At 56.0% G+C, this 17,005-nt stretch carries 12 protein-coding genes; 6 read left to right on the top strand and 6 right to left on the bottom strand.

Annotated features, from left to right (window positions below; all coding sequences use genetic code 11):
- Nucleotides 1–71 precede the first annotated feature (71 nt).
- On the bottom strand, nt 72–563 hold the full coding sequence (locus tag ABWH92_RS10230) for a hypothetical protein (RefSeq protein ID WP_375568021.1): 492 nt from the start codon (nt 561–563) through the stop codon (nt 72–74).
- 706 nt (nt 564–1,269) lie between these two features.
- On the opposite strand from ABWH92_RS10230, the gene ABWH92_RS10235 reads away from it, so the two are divergent.
- From ABWH92_RS10235 to ABWH92_RS10260, 6 genes are read left to right on the top strand one after another with little or no spacing between them, the layout of a single operon-like run.
- The gene (locus tag ABWH92_RS10235) at nt 1,270–1,689 is read left to right on the top strand and encodes a very short patch repair endonuclease (RefSeq protein ID WP_375568022.1); all 420 of its coding nucleotides are present in this window, start codon (nt 1,270–1,272) and stop codon (nt 1,687–1,689) included.
- On the top strand, nt 1,686–3,182 hold the full coding sequence (locus ABWH92_RS10240) for a DNA cytosine methyltransferase (RefSeq protein ID WP_375568024.1): 1,497 nt from the start codon (nt 1,686–1,688) through the stop codon (nt 3,180–3,182). Before ABWH92_RS10235 ends, ABWH92_RS10240 begins: the two co-directional genes overlap by 4 nt.
- 3 nt (nt 3,183–3,185) lie before the next feature.
- The gene (locus tag ABWH92_RS10245) at nt 3,186–4,682 is read left to right on the top strand and encodes an ATP-binding protein (RefSeq protein ID WP_375568026.1); all 1,497 of its coding nucleotides are present in this window, start codon (nt 3,186–3,188) and stop codon (nt 4,680–4,682) included.
- Nucleotides 4,679–7,441, top strand: coding sequence for a Z1 domain-containing protein (locus ABWH92_RS10250; protein ID WP_375568028.1), 2,763 nt, complete (start codon nt 4,679–4,681; stop codon nt 7,439–7,441). The genes ABWH92_RS10245 and ABWH92_RS10250 overlap by 4 nt, the downstream gene beginning before the upstream one ends.
- Complete coding sequence (locus tag ABWH92_RS10255) at nt 7,438–8,418, top strand: PD-(D/E)XK motif protein (protein WP_375568030.1); 981 nt, start codon at nt 7,438–7,440, stop codon at nt 8,416–8,418. Before ABWH92_RS10250 ends, ABWH92_RS10255 begins: the two co-directional genes overlap by 4 nt.
- Nucleotides 8,415–10,487, top strand: a complete 2,073-nt coding sequence (locus tag ABWH92_RS10260; protein WP_375568032.1) for an AIPR family protein — start codon at nt 8,415–8,417, stop codon at nt 10,485–10,487. The genes ABWH92_RS10255 and ABWH92_RS10260 overlap by 4 nt, the downstream gene beginning before the upstream one ends.
- On the opposite strand, the gene ABWH92_RS10265 is transcribed toward ABWH92_RS10260, so the two are convergent.
- The 5 genes from ABWH92_RS10265 to ABWH92_RS10285 all read right to left on the bottom strand — a co-directional run bounded on the left by ABWH92_RS10265 (nt 10,488) and on the right by ABWH92_RS10285 (nt 16,689).
- Complete coding sequence (locus ABWH92_RS10265; RefSeq protein ID WP_375568034.1) at nt 10,488–11,669, bottom strand: restriction endonuclease; 1,182 nt, start codon at nt 11,667–11,669, stop codon at nt 10,488–10,490.
- 547 nt (nt 11,670–12,216) lie between these two features.
- The gene (locus ABWH92_RS10270) at nt 12,217–12,696 is read right to left on the bottom strand and encodes a hypothetical protein (RefSeq protein ID WP_375568036.1); all 480 of its coding nucleotides are present in this window, start codon (nt 12,694–12,696) and stop codon (nt 12,217–12,219) included.
- Nucleotides 12,693–14,942 (bottom strand): type IV secretory system conjugative DNA transfer family protein, encoded by a 2,250-nt coding sequence (locus tag ABWH92_RS10275; protein ID WP_375568038.1) that lies wholly within the window; start codon nt 14,940–14,942, stop codon nt 12,693–12,695. The genes ABWH92_RS10270 and ABWH92_RS10275 overlap by 4 nt, the downstream gene beginning before the upstream one ends.
- 11 nt (nt 14,943–14,953) lie before the next feature.
- Complete coding sequence (locus ABWH92_RS10280; protein ID WP_375568039.1) at nt 14,954–16,210, bottom strand: relaxase/mobilization nuclease domain-containing protein; 1,257 nt, start codon at nt 16,208–16,210, stop codon at nt 14,954–14,956.
- Nucleotides 16,210–16,689 carry a hypothetical protein gene (locus ABWH92_RS10285; RefSeq protein ID WP_375568041.1) on the bottom strand — a complete coding sequence of 160 codons (480 nt, stop codon included), beginning with the start codon at nt 16,687–16,689 and terminating at the stop codon, nt 16,210–16,212. Before ABWH92_RS10285 ends, ABWH92_RS10280 begins: the two co-directional genes overlap by 1 nt.
- Nucleotides 16,690–17,005: the final 316 nt, after the last annotated feature.

Here is a 17,005-nt window from a genome sequence, read left to right on the forward strand (position 1 = left end):
ACGGGATGCTTCGCATCTTTCGCAATGATTTAAGCAAGTTCTTTCAGCACAGTGCAGAGTAGGTCTTGGTGTCAGATTTGCGGCGTGGGGCTGCCGTAACGGACCATTACAAAACGTCTTGGATCAGAGCCTGAGGTGGCTTGGTCAACTTGTCCGCCGACCACCCTAATAGCCTGGTAAATCCCGTGCTTGTCGATGACACGATACGTCCGTTTTCTCTGGTCGAAGACCGAGTCCAAACCGGTGAGATGTTGGTTCCTAAGTAGATGCTCGACTTCTTCATAGGAAGCGAGTTGCCAGTCAGTACGCCCATGGCAATCTGCATCGGCTATAAACTTTGCCATCTTCCTGACGCGAAGTGGCGGATAGTGCTCTTTAGACGGGATGAAAAACGGTAGATTGGCAGTTGGCGATATGCCGCCATATATCGTTCCATCATGCATAACAGTGCCGATTTTTGTAGCTTTCGCAAATTCTTCCGCACGGTCAGTAGTGATATGGGCAAGGATGGAGGGACTGGTCGAGATTCGTAGGTGGTTATCCCCCGCCTCTTGAACGACCAATCTGTGACCTTCGGGCACCTCTATGAGCAACTCTCCTTTTGCACAAACACTGAAATTAATGAGCCTTCTATTCTCCAAACATACCTGCTTTCAAAGATTGAAATGGCATGTTGGCAAAAACTGCAAGTGTTATGCAAATTTATTTTGTGTTGAACGACTGATCATCTGTCGAACCGCTATGATCACCAAACTGGTTGCATTTGATCAGCGGTTGATCTGATAAACGGGATGCTTCGCATCTTCCGCAAGATGTGTGTGGTATGACCACACATCTTGGCAAGGGGAACCCGCTGCGCGTTCCCCGTTGCATCCCCTCCGGCCTCTTGGCGGATCATGGGCATCGAACCCAGACCGCGCCATGCAATCGTATCGCCCTTCGACCACTCGCGGGAGATTTCACTCTACCTGCACCCACGCGCCGGATCCATAGATTTCCCTCTCCACAAGCGCCGGTCCATGGGAGAACGTCCAGCCGTCCCATCACCACGTGGGCCGGAGCCTCCGAGTTTCCCTGCGTCCCCCATGGCCAACCGTCCGGCGATTGGATGCCGCAAGCGTCCCGCCGCTGGACGACGCGCAGCTTATTGGCGTGCTCGGGTGAGCTGTGCAGGATTATTCATAGTCGAACCGACGCGCTGATCGTTTCTGCGCCGAAGACGTTTGGTTATGTTAGGAATCATTGCACTCAGATCAGATACTATCGAACATGAACCGTTTCGTGGATATCGTCACACCAGACATTCGCTCGAGAATTATGAGCGGAATAAGAGGGAAGCACACCAAGCCAGAGTTGCTTGTGCGGAAGGCCGCACACGGGCTGGGGCTCAGGTACAGGCTGCATCGAACCGATCTGCCGGGCACCCCGGACCTTGTATTTGTGCGGAAAAATACAGTAGTATTTGTTCATGGATGCTATTGGCATCGACATGAAAAGTGTAAGTATTGTTATATTCCGAAATCAAATACGGATTTCTGGAATAAAAAATTTGAAAGTAACGTGGCTCGCGACAGACGGGTCAGGGAGGAGCTTAAACAGATGGGCTGGCGCGTCATGGTTATCTGGGAATGCGAGACAAGAGATTTTGGTGGTTTGCAAGACAAACTGAGGGCATCTTTAATCGCATGATTCCCGCAGACAGGCAGCGAATTCGGCAGAACAAATTAGCGCGGCTACGCACTGGCGTCGCGCCGAGGCTGCTCGAAATCTGCTCAGGTTGCGGAGGATTATCACTCAGCCTGAAAGAAGCCGGATTTGAACTGACCGCCCATATCGAATCCGATCCCGAAGCCGCGGCGAGCTACGCCATGAATTTTGGACAGGGTCGTAGTCCGGGCGACCCATGGATGGCACCGCGAGACATGGAAAAGTGCTCAGCTGATCAGCTGGTGGGCGATCTTGGCTTCGAGACGTCAGCGGTCGAGTCATTTGATGTTCTTGCCGCTGGTTTGCCGTGCCAGGCGTTCGCAAGAATTGGGCGCTCCAAACTTCGCTCGGTATCCGGCGGTGCCCACGACGCATTTCAAAAAGACCCGCGGGCTTCGCTCTACAGGCGATTCCTTGAGTATGTGAACGACACGCAGCCCCTGATCATACTGCTCGAAAATGTTCCCGATATTCTAAATTTCGGAGGGCACAACGTCCCGGAGGAAATCTGCGATACCCTCGAACAGGCAGGGTATGTCACAGGCTACACGCTGCTGAACGCCGCCTATTTTGGTGTCCCGCAGGTCCGGGAACGCCTGTTTGTGGTTGCGCTCGCAAGTGAACTTGGTGAGCAGCCCCGCTTTCCGGATCCCGTGCGCTATCTTGATCTGCCGCGAGGTTATGAAGGTTCGCGGAGAGTGGCCCTAAAACACGTCGATCGTGAGAGTGGCCGGTTCCATGAAATCAATTCACCGTCCATAACTCTGCCCGGAGCCGTTGGCGTCAAGGAAGCACTCGATGACCTGCCCAGGATTGTCGAACACCTGACGAATCCTGGCGTCATTCGCAAACGTAGACTTGGCGACGCACTGCCATATCGCGATCTTAAACGAGGGATATCCGAGTACGCGCAGAAGATGCGGGACTGGCCCGGCTTCTCGACCGAGAATGCCACGAACGGTCACTTGGTAAGGTTGACCCCCCGCGACTTTCAGATTTTCGCGAAGATGAAACACGGTGACGACTATCCCGATGCCCGCCGCCTCGCTGAAGACTTGTTCGATGAAGCGCTTGCATCGCGGGGGATGTCTACTAGGTCACGAAATTCGGCCGCTTACCGGCAACTCTGGGCGGAGACTGTACCACCATATGATCCCGAAAAGTTTCCGAACAAGTGGTGGAAACTGATCCCATCCAAACCGTCTCGCACACTGACGGCTCATATGGGCAAAGATACCTACTCTCATATCCATTACGATAGTCGGCAGGCCCGTACGGTATCCGTGCGCGAAGCTGCCCGTCTTCAATCATTCCCGGACGGATTCTACTTTGCGGGGGCCATGAATGCGGCCTTTCGGCAGATAGGCAATGCCGTTCCTCCTCTGCTTGGCCTTGCCGTAGCGCGCATTCTCAAAAGTCAGATTGACGAAGCGAGTTCGGCTGCAAAAGGGGTAAGCAAACGGCGGGCGGCCTAGCTCATGGCTTTCGCACGGGCCGTAGAAATCACACCCTCCGCTCCTGCGCTGATCAAGTCTGTCCGCGGACTTGGGTATTCTCCTGAAACCGCACTTTCCGATCTCATCGACAACAGTATTGCTGCCGGCGCCGAAGCCATTGAGCTCGACATCCAATGGAACGAAGGCAACCCCTGCGTTGCCATCCTGGACAATGGTCGTGGTCTGACAGACCGCGAGCTTTCCGACGCCTTGCGGTTGGGAGGCGTTGGCCCGGAAGCAGTTCGGGACGACTCTGATCTCGGTCGGTTTGGCATGGGGCTGAAGTCTGCATCGCTCTCCCAGTGCCGGCGAGTAACTGTGGTCACCCGGCACTCGGGAGAGACCAGCGCTCTGGTCCTTGATGTGGATGTCATTACCGAACAGGGGTGGGTTGCCCCTGTTCCGGACCCTCTCCCCGAGCATCCATACGTGGCGCGGCTGCTGGCACAGATGCAGGGAACGATCGTCATCTGGGACCGCATGGATGCTCTTGGCGGACTGATGGGCCTGGACAAGGAGTCTTTCTATATCAAGGTCCAGGACATCAGAGCGCATATCGGCATGGTGTTTCACCGATTTCTCGGGGGCGACGCCCGCCGCCTGTATATCAATATCAACGGACGTGCGGTTAAGCCTTGGGACCCGTTTCTGACCGTCAATCCGGCCACGACCGAGATGCGCGAAGAAACGATACGGTTCGGCGGCTCTGCATTTAGAATAAAGCCGTACGTCCTGCCTCACCGAGACAGGTTTTCTAACGACTCAGAATATGAAGCAGCAGGTGGACCCGGAGGGTGGGGCGCGCGCCAGGGTTTCTACGTCTATCGTGGCAAGCGCCTTCTCGTGCCCGGCAGCTGGCTTGGCCTCGGCGGCATACGCGCCTGGACGCGGGAGCAATCAAGTAGGCTGGCTCGCATCCGGATTGATCTGCCGATCGATATGGATACGGACTGGCGCATAGATGTTCGAAAATCACAGGCTAGGCCGCCCGGGGTTGTTCGTGCGAGGCTTACTGCAATCGCTGCCCGCGCCCGCGAACAGGCGCGTGAAGTCTTTGCCTGGCGGGGGCGTGGCCCAAAAAGGACGCGGCAAACGACTGAACCTGTCCCGGTCTGGCTGGGATATCAGGACGCGACCGGCACACGATACAGGATCAATCGTGAACACCCCGCCGTCGTCGGCTTCAAGTCACGTGCGAACAACGACCCGAAATTGCTCGATGCGCTTTTGACGGTCATTGAGCGATCTGTGCCGATTGAACGTATCTGGCTGGACACTTCGGAATCAGAGGGTTCGGTCCCGCCAGAGCTGGGCTCCGAACAGCTGGAGGAGCTCGTCTCTCAGCTTGCGAGCCTCTCAACTCTGTTGCCGGTTACCATGCCTATCCCCGAGCGGGTTGAGCTCCTTCTTTGCAATCTGCCGGAACAGCAACCCGAATTGCGTGAACGGCTTACCAGAAGACTGGAGGCCGCAGCATGAGCACAGACCGTATTTCCATACTGGTGAATCAGGCTCGGCAGCTCCTCCAGGCGCAGCCGGGCGAATCTGTTGATCGTCCAGCAATAGAGAAGGTCGTGACTGCCTACGTTCCGGTACTCGCCAGCATGACCGGGAGCGAGCTGCCAGCGAAGGAAGTGGCACAAGCAATACGGATTCTTGAAACGCTGTTTGTCGTGGAGCAGGGGCCATCGATCGCTCTGACAAACAAGGATATGCTTCGTCCTCCCAACTGGTATGTGGGGGACCTTCGTGTCCCCGGACCCTTTATGACGCGCTATCTCCAGAAATTGGAGGAAAGCAGCTGGCCCATTGAATCGATCGAGGCGCTGCGCAACAGCACAGCCCAGGTCCTTGAACTGATTGATGATCCCAGCCGCGATGGACCGTGGGACTGGCGAGGCCTCGTCGTCGGCGACGTTCAATCCGGCAAGACCGCACACTATGCAGGTGTGATCAACCGTGCTGTCGATGCCGGTTATCGCGTAATCATCGTGCTTGCCGGTATGCACAACATTCTCAGATTGCAGACACAAAAGCGGCTGGAATCCGATTTTCTCGGGTTTGATACCGATCCGGCTCATATCACCGAGAGCGGCAGACGCATTCCGGTCGGCGTTGGGCAGATAGACCCGAGCCTGATCGTGGATAGCCTCACCAATGCATCCATGAAGGGCGACTTTAATCAGAAAATCGCTGACCAGACCCATTTTGCGCCCATGAGCCAGCCCTTTCTGCTCGTTGTGAAGAAGAATGGCAGCGTCCTGAAAAACCTCAATCGCTGGATCAGGCGTCTTCCGGACCAATCGCGCGCTGCACCGCTTCTCGTGATTGATGATGAAGCGGACCAAGCGTCCGTGGATACCGGTGATCAGCCACTGCTTGAGGATGGCACCTTTGATGAAGACTATGATCCGAAGCGCATCAACGGCGAGATTCGCAAACTGTTGAGCGCCTTCGGTAGATCGGCATACGTTGCTTACACTGCAACGCCGTTTGCCAACATCCTCGTTCATGATGAGCGCAGTGCGGAGGAATATGGTGCCGACCTCTTTCCCTCTACGTTCATTGTCTCTCTAACCCCACCTGATGACTATTTCGGGCCTGAAGCCGTCTTTGGCACGAACGACGATGGCAATGACAGCGGGCTACCTCTAATCCGTCTGGTTGATCAGACAGACGAGGGCTGGATACCGGACCGGCATGACAAGTATCTGCGTCCAAGCTACCAGGATCGGGATGTCATTCCGCCCAGCCTGGAACGCGCCATCGACACCTTCATCATAGCCTGTGCCGCCCGCGCAGCGCGGGGTCAGGCTCGCGTTCACAACTCGATGCTGGTGCATGTCTCACGGTATGTAGACGTTCACGAGGCCGTTCACCGGCAAGTCGAACTTTATCTTTTGGCTGTCCGCGCTCTGATCTCCGGCGGCGATTCCGACACACTCGATCGCCTGCACCGTATCTGGACAGAAGACTTTGAACCGACATCAGAGCTGATAAAAGGCACCGTCTTCGGCCGCCAGACGATTCAGACAAGCTGGGACGAAGTTCGCGATTGCCTGGCTGACAGCGCAGACAAAATCGAAGTTCTCACGGCCAACGGGAAATCAAAGACCGATATCGATTACGATTCGTACATGGAAACGGGCCGGTCGCTGATTGCCATCGGGGGCGACAAGCTTTCACGAGGTCTGACGCTCGAAGGTCTGACTACCAGCTACTTCCTTCGAATTGCCAGACAGTACGACAGCCTCCTGCAAATGGGGCGATGGTTCGGGTACAGGCGCGGATATTCTGATCTTTGCAGACTCTACACCACCCCCGACATGGAAGACTGGTTCCGTCACATTGCAACCGCGAACAAGGACCTCAAGTCCGAGTTCATTCACATGCGAATGACGGGCGCGACCCCCAAACAATACGGTCTGCGTGTCGAAGATCACAGCATTCTCAACGTAACGGCGCCAACCAAGCAGCGACACGCCGCGCAACGTCAGGTTAGCTACGCGGGTGAAGGGAAGATTCAGACCGTCTTGTTTCGCGACACGAAGATTGTAGAGCGAAATGCTGATGTCGCTGATTCATTCATTGAGGGTCTGGGTTCTGGCAAGCACTCGCCCGTGAGACCAGGGCCAAAGCGCGGAACAGCCAAGGGCATCCTGTGGTCAAGCGTGCCCGGCAAGGACGTGGCCGAATTTCTGTCTCATCTCTCTTTTCCACCGGAGAACCTTCACATCGAAGGCGATCGGCTCGCGAAATATGTTCAAGCTCAGATTGGCGAAAACGAACTGACCGACTGGACGGTATTTGTCCCAGGAGCAGATGGGACGGAAATTAGCATCGGCGGCCACAGACTTGGAAGCGTGGAACGAACACCTCGCAAGGATCGAGATACAACGCCAGATCGCTACATCGTTCGTTCGATACTCAGTCCTTTTGATGAAGCCATTGATCTGAGTGATGAGGATTTTGACATTGCGCTCGAAGAAACCAACAGACAACGCAAAGCTGTAGGCAAGGATCCGACAGATCGACCCGCGGGTCCAAGTGTCCGGTCAGTCAGAGGGAAGCGCCCTCAGAACGGTCTTTTGATTGTTTACCCCCTCGATCCGGTGATTGCAGGTATCGCGACAGAGAGGCCGGTGATCGGCGTTGTGATCAGTTTTCCCGACAGCCAAACAGCACGTCGCCGCACATACCTGGAAAACACGGTTCGCCAGCGAGAAGAGCAGTCATGAGTGCGGACTGGCAGGAAGCACTCGAAGACGCCTGGTTGGAGCTCACGCGCCGACCTACGGAAGCACGACAATATCGTACGCGGCGGCTCTCGCATGAGCTCGGTCTCGACGCATTTGCTGCCGTGAGGTCTGCGGACAACGCTCCCTGCTTGGTCATTGATGCCGAGGTTTCCCCCGAAACGCTGTTCGAGGTAGGGGGGATGCGTCTGAGCGTTGCAGCGGGTGATCCCGATCCGCTTCTCGTCCTCTCATTGGAAGACAGCAGAAGGATGGACCTTTTCGCGACCCTCTGTGCCGATGCCATTTCTGCATCCACTGACATGGCGCAAGGGGAAGAACTTCCTGCGTTTCTCGCACGTCTGGATGCGTGGCGTCGTTTCCTGCGTGAGCGCCATTCCGGCCTTTCACGGGAAGAGACAATTGGCCTGCTTGGCGAGCTTTTTGTTCTCGAAGGTCTGGTGGCGCGCGCTTCTGACACCTTTACCACCTGGGCATCACCTGACGACGGGCTTCATGACTTCCACAGTCGCGGGCATTCACTTGAAGTGAAGACGAGCCTCGGACCCTCATCGCGAATTCGCATTTCATCGGTGGATCAGTTGGCCACAGAAGGCCTCGATCAACTTGACCTTCTTCATGTCCGCTTGATTGAGTCGGCGGACGGTCGATCGATTGAAATGCTGCTGGCAGACATTCTGCCTCAACTGCCCAACGACAGTTCTCGGCGCGCTCTGGATAATGCTTTGCTGCGCCGCGGGCTTATGCCCGATGACAACACAGCCCGGACGCGACCTCGCGTGCAGCTGCGCTCTCTGGATTGTTATCATGTCGATGACGAGTTTCCCCGGATAGTCAGGTCCGATCTGCCAGCCGGTGTGCTCGATGCTACCTACGTAGTTGATCTGCAGGCTATTGTCCCGCGAGCTTGTGATTTTGATGAGGTGCTGGAATCCTTCTGCGGGAGGGCCGCCGCATGACAGATGAAGCAGTTTTGCGATTCGCTGAAGAGGTGCAGCACGAAATCGAAGCGGCCATCACCGACGAAGCGCCGTTTTCCGAGGAAGTTTTCACGCACTACCTTCTCGAACGCCTGGAAGACGCCGGCCACTGCGAAAACACCTTCGATCTGTATCAGGAAGGCCGTATCAGAAACGCTACCTATCGCATCGATGGCTATGCCTTTGACGAAGAGCGATCACGGCTAGACCTGTTCACCACGATCTACTCCGCTGAGTTGCCACCAGCCCGGCTCCCAACGCCAGATGTAGTGAAGACATTCGAGCGAGCACTCAGATTCGCAAGTGCCTGTGTTGACGGACTCGCATCCCAGCTGGAGCCTTCGAACACGGATGCGAGTGATCTCGCGCGGCTGATCGAGACGCAGGCATCCGATCTTACAGCAATCCGTATTGTTCTGCTTACCAACGGCGTCATCGGAAACATAAAGCCTTCTACCGAGTGGCGCGGCCACACAGTAGATTATGAAGTCTACGATATTGTCCGCCTGCAACGCATCTTGGGCGAAGGGGAAACACGCGCTGACATATCTGTCGATCTCGAGAACCTGACAGGCAATCCTCTACCATGCCTTCACGTCGAGGGTGGGAAGGGTGAGTACGAGGCCTATCTGGCAGTCGTCCCAGGCGATGTGTTGTCAACGGTCTACGAACGTTATGGATCGCGTCTGCTCGAGTTGAATGTTCGTGCATTTCTGGGACTCAGGGGCAGAAAAAGCGTGAATGCAGAGTTACGGCGAACCATCGTTGAGCAACCCGCAATGTTCCTTGCGTTCAACAACGGCATTGTCGCGACCGTGGACGATCTTGAGCTTGTCTCCGATGAAGCATCCGGGGCAGTAGCTATCAGGAAGCTCAACGGACTGCAGATCGTAAATGGCGGCCAAACCACAGCTTCGCTCCATAGGGCCCGTCGCAAAGAAAGCATCCTGCTTGACGGCGTGGCTGTGCCGATAAAGATCATCAAAGTCGGGGGCGCCGACCTCAGTGAAATGGTCTCGTCCATTTCGAGAGCGGCAAACCGCCAGAACAATATCCAGCTGGCCGACTTCTCTGCCAACGATCCGTTCCATCAGGAACTCGAAACCCTCGCCAACAATACCTGGCTTGAGGACGGAAGAGGGCGCTGGTTCTACGAGCGGGCCCGTGGCTCCTATCTCGCCGCCGAACAGAAGGCATCTTACCGGAAAACCGATCAGAAGATCTTCCGGACCCAGACACCAAAACAGCGGCGTCTCAACAAGCTAGACGTTGCACGGTATCTCACGGCCTGGGACGGCCTGCCGCATCGAGTATGTCTGGGCGGCCAGAAGAACTTTCAGCACTTCATGCAGGCCATGAAGGACAATCCTCCGCCAGCCATCGACGCAGAATGGTTCAAACGGCTGATTGCCCTAGCCGTCTTGTATCGCGCCGTTGAAAAAAAGATTCGCAGCATGAAGCTGCCGGCTTATCGCTCACAGATTGCTTCCTATCTTATAGCTGGCCTTGGGCATCGCACAGGTGGCAGGATCGACTTCAAGCGAATTTGGTCACAGCAGGCCATCAGCCCTCAGCTCGAGCAGCTCATAGAGCAGTGGACGCCCGTTATGGATGCGGCCATGCGGACATCCGCAGGACAGCGCAATCCCAGCGAATGGTACAAGAAGGAAGATTGCTGGAAAGATATCAAGCAGCAACTTCCGGCCCTGACAGAACCTCTACCTCCTGAGTTGTCATATGCAGGTGAGGGAGGCGCTCAATCGCTTGCACCCGTGGGCACCCACTCAGCCGCTGATTATGACCGCATCGAGCAGGTCATGAAACTTGATGGTGCAACACTGCTTGAGGTGGCCGAAAAGGGCCAACAGGCTGGCTTGGTTCATTTCAGGGTAGCCGGTATATGCCGAACTCTGGCTGGCTATGCGGCGGGTGGCTGGCGAAGGAAACCAAGTGCTAAACAGGCCAAGCCAGCGCTCGAAGCGATAAAAGCCGTCGCAGAAGCGGGTATTGTTACGCTCGAACTCGAACAGTCGACGGAAGCGAGCTGATCAGTCAGCTTTGTGCGGGAATTCCCGTTCAAGCCACTCCACCACGGCGATTTTAGTGCCAATACCGTTCCTTCGAAGCAGTTCAACGATGTCAGCAGCTGAAATGACGACAATCGGGTGCTGATCCTCCTTGATCTCCCTGTACGCCTGCAAATCGACGCAAGTTGTCGTGACGAGGACCCCAAATTGCCGATGCCGCAGGCGAGATATCAGCCGGGACATATCCTTCACACCGACGACGTTGGGTAACGAGTAACATTTTGCTTCGAGAGCAAAATCAACGAGTATCCCGCTTGGCCCATATCCAATCCGCATTTGCCCGATGCCATCGCGTCCACCGTCCCGCGATGGCCTAGTAACATCCAGGGTTGCCGTGTCTGGAATCATCATTCGCGCGATCGCAGCCGCACAATGCTCGAAGGCGGTGTATCGACCTACAAAATGTTGCCTTATCGCAGCGATCATCGCCTCGCCGTCGCTGTCCCGAGGAAGCTGCTCTGATCGGCTCCTGTATTCGAGAGAGCGGGTTGCAATCAGTGGCCGTCTTTTGCCGGTGCTGACCCACGTGCGCCAAGCATCCGGAGCCAGACTATCATCGCGCCGACCTGAGATGATGCTATCAAGCCATGCGCGCGAAATCACGGCGGCATCCAGCACAGTGAAGCGTGCGCGATAATTTTGGAATCTACTGCCTTCCGCTGTTCTCCATATGGCCACAAGTTCTTCCGATGCATCCAGATCGGATGCACCCGGTACTGCCAGTCCCAGGAAAATAGCGTCACGCCAGTTCCCTGAGCTCGCAAACAGGAAGATTGGGGGCACTTCAAGCCGGCCTGCCGAACCTGCCCTTGAATCCTCAAATATGCGCTTCAGGATAAGATTGCCATGGCGCCCGGTCTCATGCAGCTCCCGGCCAGGCTTCTTGTTGTCACCGTAATAGGTGAATACCCCCGTCTCTCGATCAAGCGAATCCGGCCAGTCCGGATCATTCATGCTGGATGTGAGGACGAGCATATGAAGTTTGCCAGCGACGCGACCACGCTTTCTAAAACCTCCCTGGCTGTCTACCTTAAGAAGCCGCGGAAGAGGGTCATCACCAGCATTGCCATTACGCTTGCCCTCGTAACAAGCGTCAACATACAGTTCAGTAATTTCTAGGTCTTCTACAGGAATTATTCTCATTCAATACATCCAAGCATTTATTATTGCGCTGCCAATTGAAATTACTCATTTCACAAGAAACACTGAATACTCATCTAGATTTCGTCAAGTCTCGCAATAAACTCGGACCACTAGGGCCTTGAGACAACCCATCGGGTGTTAGGTGCACCGCGCCGGGGGCCGTCGGTCCCGCGTCCCCCTTGCCGTCAAGGCTCAACCCTTCGCTTTCGCTCCGGGCGTAAACCGCCAGACCGTGTAGTCGCCCTCGCGGGCTCTGGCCCGTGCCATACTGCCGGTTTCCGGCCTGCGACGACCCACCCCGCTCATTGCGGCTCTGGGTAGCCGGTTTGCATGACGCAAACTGTTTTCCAAAGGAGTGAACCGATGAGAACAACAATGAGAGAAGACATCTGCGAGGATAGGGTCGAATCCAACCTGCAGTGTCTGACCATCCAGCTGGATGTCATGCCCCTTGATGGCCGTATGGTCCTGCGGAAGCCGCTCCCAGCCGAGCTGGCCGCATCATGAGGTTGCCTGATCAAGCCGTCATCACTGGCGACTTGATCATTTACATCCCCATGTCTTGATCTCTGCCGTTGCCAAGCGCGGTATTGGGGTTGATGTCCTTGCCTTGAGCCTTCTGCTTCTGTTGCCATTCCATCAGGTCTTTCAGCTTGCGGAATTTGATGGGTTTCTGCCCTTTGTCGTTGCTGACTTTGATCCCTTTTGAAGGAGATTTGAGGGCGCTTTCCATCGCCGCAATCTGACGGTCTCGTTTGTAGCCGAGCGCGTGATCGGTGCCGCCGCGAACAGCCTGTTTTAGGTCATTCGCCCCATGTTCCTTCCACTCCTCGCCCGGGCCTGACCGGGTCATCAGAACTGCGTTCCCTTTGTCCCAGATAGGGCGAGACCAGCTCTTCGGCTTAATGATCGCAATAGGTTTTCCAGCACGTGTGAGGCTGTGGAGCGTGCCTTGCGGCATCTGCCCCTGTCGGAAGGCCCATTGCACCCTATCGACCTCAAACTTTTGCTTGTCATACATCTTCATACCCAGCCCCCCAGAATGAACGGGAAGACTGATGCAACGCCAGCGATGATGAGAATGATGAACTCCGCCGCCATGCCGATGGCCCAGAAAAACACGAAGATCAGCGCGATGATCGCTAGCGGTAACCAGAAGGCGCAGAACGCATACCAGTTGATGAAAACCCAGCTGAGAAAGAGCCCCAGATCACAAATAAACCTGAAGAAATTATCCCATGGCGTTGGTGTAGGTTTCCTGCGCGGCACCAAACAAACCTCATCTGGCGCAGGAAGAGCGGCATAGTCGGGCGGTAGTGGCAATGGGCTCGTTGGCTTTGGTGGGCTGCGATAAGCCGCCTCAACGGGAAAGTCCCGATGAGCATCAAACATTCCTTCAAACTTTAGATGCCGAAAATACAGAGTGCGCTTAACTGCAATTGGTTGTTCGCCGGAAATCAAAACCAGTGTCTCCCCAGCATAGGGCAAGCCGTCCGGGTCAGCTTTGTGAGCAAAGAACCGCCCAATCTCGTCTGGTCGGACCAGTGGCCGGGTCTGGATGTTCACCTGCATGGTGTAGGTGTGGCTTTGCCCCGTCGTGCGTGTGCTAGAGCCACCAAAGGTTTCTGTTCGGCTGCTTCCATACTGGTCTGTGTAGCTGACGGAACGAGACCAGTTCTTGTTGGTGCTGAAGGCAGTTAGGCCCGGACCGTTCGTCGATCCGCCACCCTCTGCAAATGTAGCAGTTTTTCCATGTCCCTCTGACTTGCTGCTGGCGTCGCTCCAGCTTCTCCCCGAAGCAGTGCTGCTCGATGTTCCATCTGCAAGGCTTCGGTTTCTGACTTCAACTACTGTTTCGCCAACCAATCTGGAGACATAGTTCCGGGTGAAATCATCGTCGTTCCCCAGGAAGAGCTTCACGCCGCAATTGGCCATAAACGTCTCCCAAGCCCTATCGTATTCAGAGGCAATCTGATTGAGGTCCTGAATGGCGATCAGGAACTTGACGCCATGCCCCGCCATCTGGGCGATGGCATTTTGCATGATCGGCATCCGTTTGAGAGCTGCAAACTCATCCAGAACCATCAACACGGGCCAGCCACTTACAGGGCGATATCGCTGCCGCTCAAAGGTATTGAGCGCTTGCATGATGATGATGCGTAACCACCGAAACTGGTTCTCAAGCTGGCTCAATGGCAGGCAGAGATAAACCGTCGTGCCATTCGGGTCATTCTTCAGATCATCAAGCGTGAAACTGGAACCCAGAAGGCATTCCTGCACACCGGGGGAGTCCATGAACTCTAGATTGGATTTCAGGGTCTCAATCACCCCGTGATACTGCTTCTCCGCAGTGCTGATCAGCTTTGAGTAGGTCTCCCCGGCGGAGGCGATCAGCCCGCCAAAGGCCGTATTCTCCTCCATCGCCTTGAACAGCAAACCATGAGAAGCGGGGACCTCATCCGCGCCGATCTCGGTGAGGAACTCCTTCTTCTCCCTGTCCCCGTGGCAGAGCAGCTCATACACGGTGACCAAATTCTGTTTGCCTTCGGGGTATTCATGGCTGGAGATGACATGCAGGATCACCGCCTTCAGCAGCGAACGGGCAGCCTGCATCCAGTATTGGGAATCGCCTTCTTTGGGCACGACAATCATTGAGGATGCGATCTCATTCACGAGATCAATCACGCGAGGGTCTTCTTTAGACAGACCTCTCAGCGGATTGAACTGGGCCTGAAGGTCAACCATCGGATCATCATCCCGCCCAGCAACATGGAACGGGTCGAGGATGTAGACGTTCTGGCCCATGCCTTGGCAGAAGACAGAACCGGTCCCACGCCGTCTGGCCGTGACCGTCGCGTTCTCACCTTTTGGGTCGATCACGACTGCTGAACCCTCCCAAATCAACAGATTTGGGATGATAACGGATGTGCCCTTTCCGCCACGCGTACCACCCACAACCATCACGTGCTGTTCGTTACAAAGACCCAGACAATCATCAGAGTTGGGGTCCTCACTGCCCAGATAGAAGAGGCCCTTTGCTTTTTGTGAGTCCCAAAGCCGTGTTTTCTGTCCCCACTCAGCAGTGGCCAGCGGCGTCATTGCCCGCAATTCTCTTTCGCGCCGAGCGGCTAGGTATTTGGCGTTGTTTTTTCGTTTTGCGTCGGCAATGGTTTTCTCCTTCGAGTGTGGAGAAACGCCAACGACATGCTGATCCTTTAGCCAAGAAGGATAATGATCTGGGGCTCTGAAAATCTCGAAATCCTCTTTGGTCATGGCATGACTCCTCAGATGCCCAGCGAGATTTGCTGGCGCGGTTTGTGTTGGGGTTTTGGGGAAGTGTTGAGGTAATCCGCTGTAGCAGCACTCAGCCGCCTACGTTCGGCGACATGCCGCGTGCGGAGCTGGTCGATGTCTTTCTGGAGGGAGCGCCGCTCCGCGAGCTGGCGGGCTATCAGCGCTTCACGCTCCTCCACATCACGCTCGCGGCAAAGCTTGGTGTCCAGCTCGTTCTCCAGCCGGATGGCCTTGTAGCGGCCCGTCAGCCGGTCCCAGATGCCGCGCCAGCCTTTATTGAAGCGTTCCAGCCGGGCGAGGCTCTCAAATTGCCATCGCTCGGCCTGTTTAGCTGTGAGGGTTTTTCTTTCGGCCCGTTGGTCGCGCGTCAGGGCTCGCTTGCTTGCTGTGGGGGCTGCAAGCTCCGCCGTCTGACGCGCTTCGGCCTGTGCCAGTAAATCCAGAAGCCTTTGACTGACTTTACCCTTCAGCTCTGCGGTGGCGGCGTCGACACTGGGAAGGCCTTCTGGTGCGCCGAGCTTGAGTTTGACCTCTTTGGTTTTGACCCCCAGCCATTTAGCGACCGAGTAAACCTCTCCATAGAGATCAACGAAGACGAAACCGCGCTTGTCCCCTTTGGCGAGGCGATAGCCCTGTTCCCGGATCGCGGCGGCAAAGCTCTTCAAATCATCACTTTGCGACCATGCGGTCTGGAGGGCCTTCTTGATCTCGGTGGGATGCAGACCATAGCGCTGCGCCTGTTGCCACTGCGCCATGGTGAAGTTCTCGGGCGATGCTCCACCCATATGCTGAAGCCCGCGTGGTAGCTCCCAGCCATGTTCGAGGAACAGTTCACGCCCAAGCGCCATCAACTTCCGCTTGGTGTGCGGCAGGTTGATCGCCTTCATCTTCTCGCTATCAATCCGCGACCAGACGACATGGGCATGTCTGCGCCCGTGCTTCTCATGAAAGACGACAACGCGCGGCTGACTCGTTAGGCCGAGCACTTCCTCCGCCCGGTCAAACGCATCCTCAAAATCGGCAATGGAGGCATCTACACCCTGGGGCGGGTTGAAGCTGCACGAATAGAGGTATTGGCGGCACTTGGTGCCCTTGGAGAGCGCTTCAGTCTCTCGCAGCGCCCCCATCAAGTCCGGTGCCATGAAGCCCTTCACCTCATGGACAGAGACATGCTCGTTGTCCTGGGTGTTGAGCAGGTGAAGACCCATGGCCTTCGCACCGCCGCGCTGATTGCCGTGAAGGATCATCAGCGATCCCCGACACCAAGCGCGCGCATGAGTTCCGCGCGCATCAGCGCTACATCGTGGCAGGCCTTATGCAGCTGCGCAGTGGTGATCTCATCAAGGGGCAGGGAGCCGGACCGTGCCGCTTCGGCCAACTCGCGCAGATGAGGCGCGATCTCTGCCCGCCCCAGAGTGCCCAGCAGCTGGCCAATGACTTGATGATCCAGCGTCGGGTTGCGTGGAGACAACCGTGCGGGCTTCGCCGTCACGGCAAAGAGCAAGCTTTTCGCATAGGTTGATACAGGGACATCCCCGGCACGAGCCTCCAGATCGGCACGCTCTTCCACTGAGAGGCGGATGGAGAGGGGAGGGATGCGCGGCCCTGCGGATTTGCGACGGCGTCTACGCTTCCGCTTAGGTTCAGGCGCAGCCGCGCCCGCAAACGCACGGGGGCGCTCCCCGTCCGTCTGGGCAGGGTCGAACAGCGAGGGCGACCGGGTCATCGGTCTAGCTGTTTCAGGTCGGGTTCAATTTCTTTGAGGACGGCATTCCAGTCGGCGAGCGTGTCGTAGAGGGCATCGTACGTTTCTCCCTCTAGCTCCACCATCTCGCTTTGTCGTTTAGAGTTGCTGCTCCCGCCTAATCGAGCTTGCCTCGCTCATACCTCGCAGTCTTGTCTAAAACGCTTTTCAGACAATTAGATGTCGGGTTCGACGATCCTCGAAGCTGAGCATCTTTGGCCAGCCTATTGGTCCGGTTTGACAAGGTATCTGATTGATTGATGCATCGATTTAAGGCCAGATTCCATCAAGCCGCGCT

Source organism: Ahrensia marina (genome assembly GCF_042140245.1).
Lineage (GTDB): Bacteria > Pseudomonadota > Alphaproteobacteria > Rhizobiales > MH13 > MH13.

Excerpts from the sequence above, each read along its gene's own strand:
- ABWH92_RS10235 (WP_375568022.1), top strand. The coding sequence starts at position 1,270 with ATGAACCGTTTCGTGGATATCGTCACACCAGACATTCGCTCGAGAATT.
- ABWH92_RS10240 (WP_375568024.1), top strand. The coding sequence starts at position 1,686 with ATGATTCCCGCAGACAGGCAGCGAATTCGGCAGAACAAATTAGCGCGG.
- ABWH92_RS10245 (WP_375568026.1), top strand. The coding sequence starts at position 3,186 with ATGGCTTTCGCACGGGCCGTAGAAATCACACCCTCCGCTCCTGCGCTG.
- ABWH92_RS10250 (WP_375568028.1), top strand. The coding sequence starts at position 4,679 with ATGAGCACAGACCGTATTTCCATACTGGTGAATCAGGCTCGGCAGCTC.
- ABWH92_RS10255 (WP_375568030.1), top strand. The coding sequence starts at position 7,438 with ATGAGTGCGGACTGGCAGGAAGCACTCGAAGACGCCTGGTTGGAGCTC.
- ABWH92_RS10260 (WP_375568032.1), top strand. The coding sequence starts at position 8,415 with ATGACAGATGAAGCAGTTTTGCGATTCGCTGAAGAGGTGCAGCACGAA.
- ABWH92_RS10265 (WP_375568034.1), bottom strand. The coding sequence starts at position 11,669 with ATGAGAATAATTCCTGTAGAAGACCTAGAAATTACTGAACTGTATGTT.
- ABWH92_RS10270 (WP_375568036.1), bottom strand. The coding sequence starts at position 12,696 with ATGAAGATGTATGACAAGCAAAAGTTTGAGGTCGATAGGGTGCAATGG.
- ABWH92_RS10275 (WP_375568038.1), bottom strand. The coding sequence starts at position 14,942 with ATGACCAAAGAGGATTTCGAGATTTTCAGAGCCCCAGATCATTATCCT.
- ABWH92_RS10280 (WP_375568039.1), bottom strand. The coding sequence starts at position 16,210 with ATGATCCTTCACGGCAATCAGCGCGGCGGTGCGAAGGCCATGGGTCTT.
- ABWH92_RS10285 (WP_375568041.1), bottom strand. The coding sequence starts at position 16,689 with ATGACCCGGTCGCCCTCGCTGTTCGACCCTGCCCAGACGGACGGGGAG.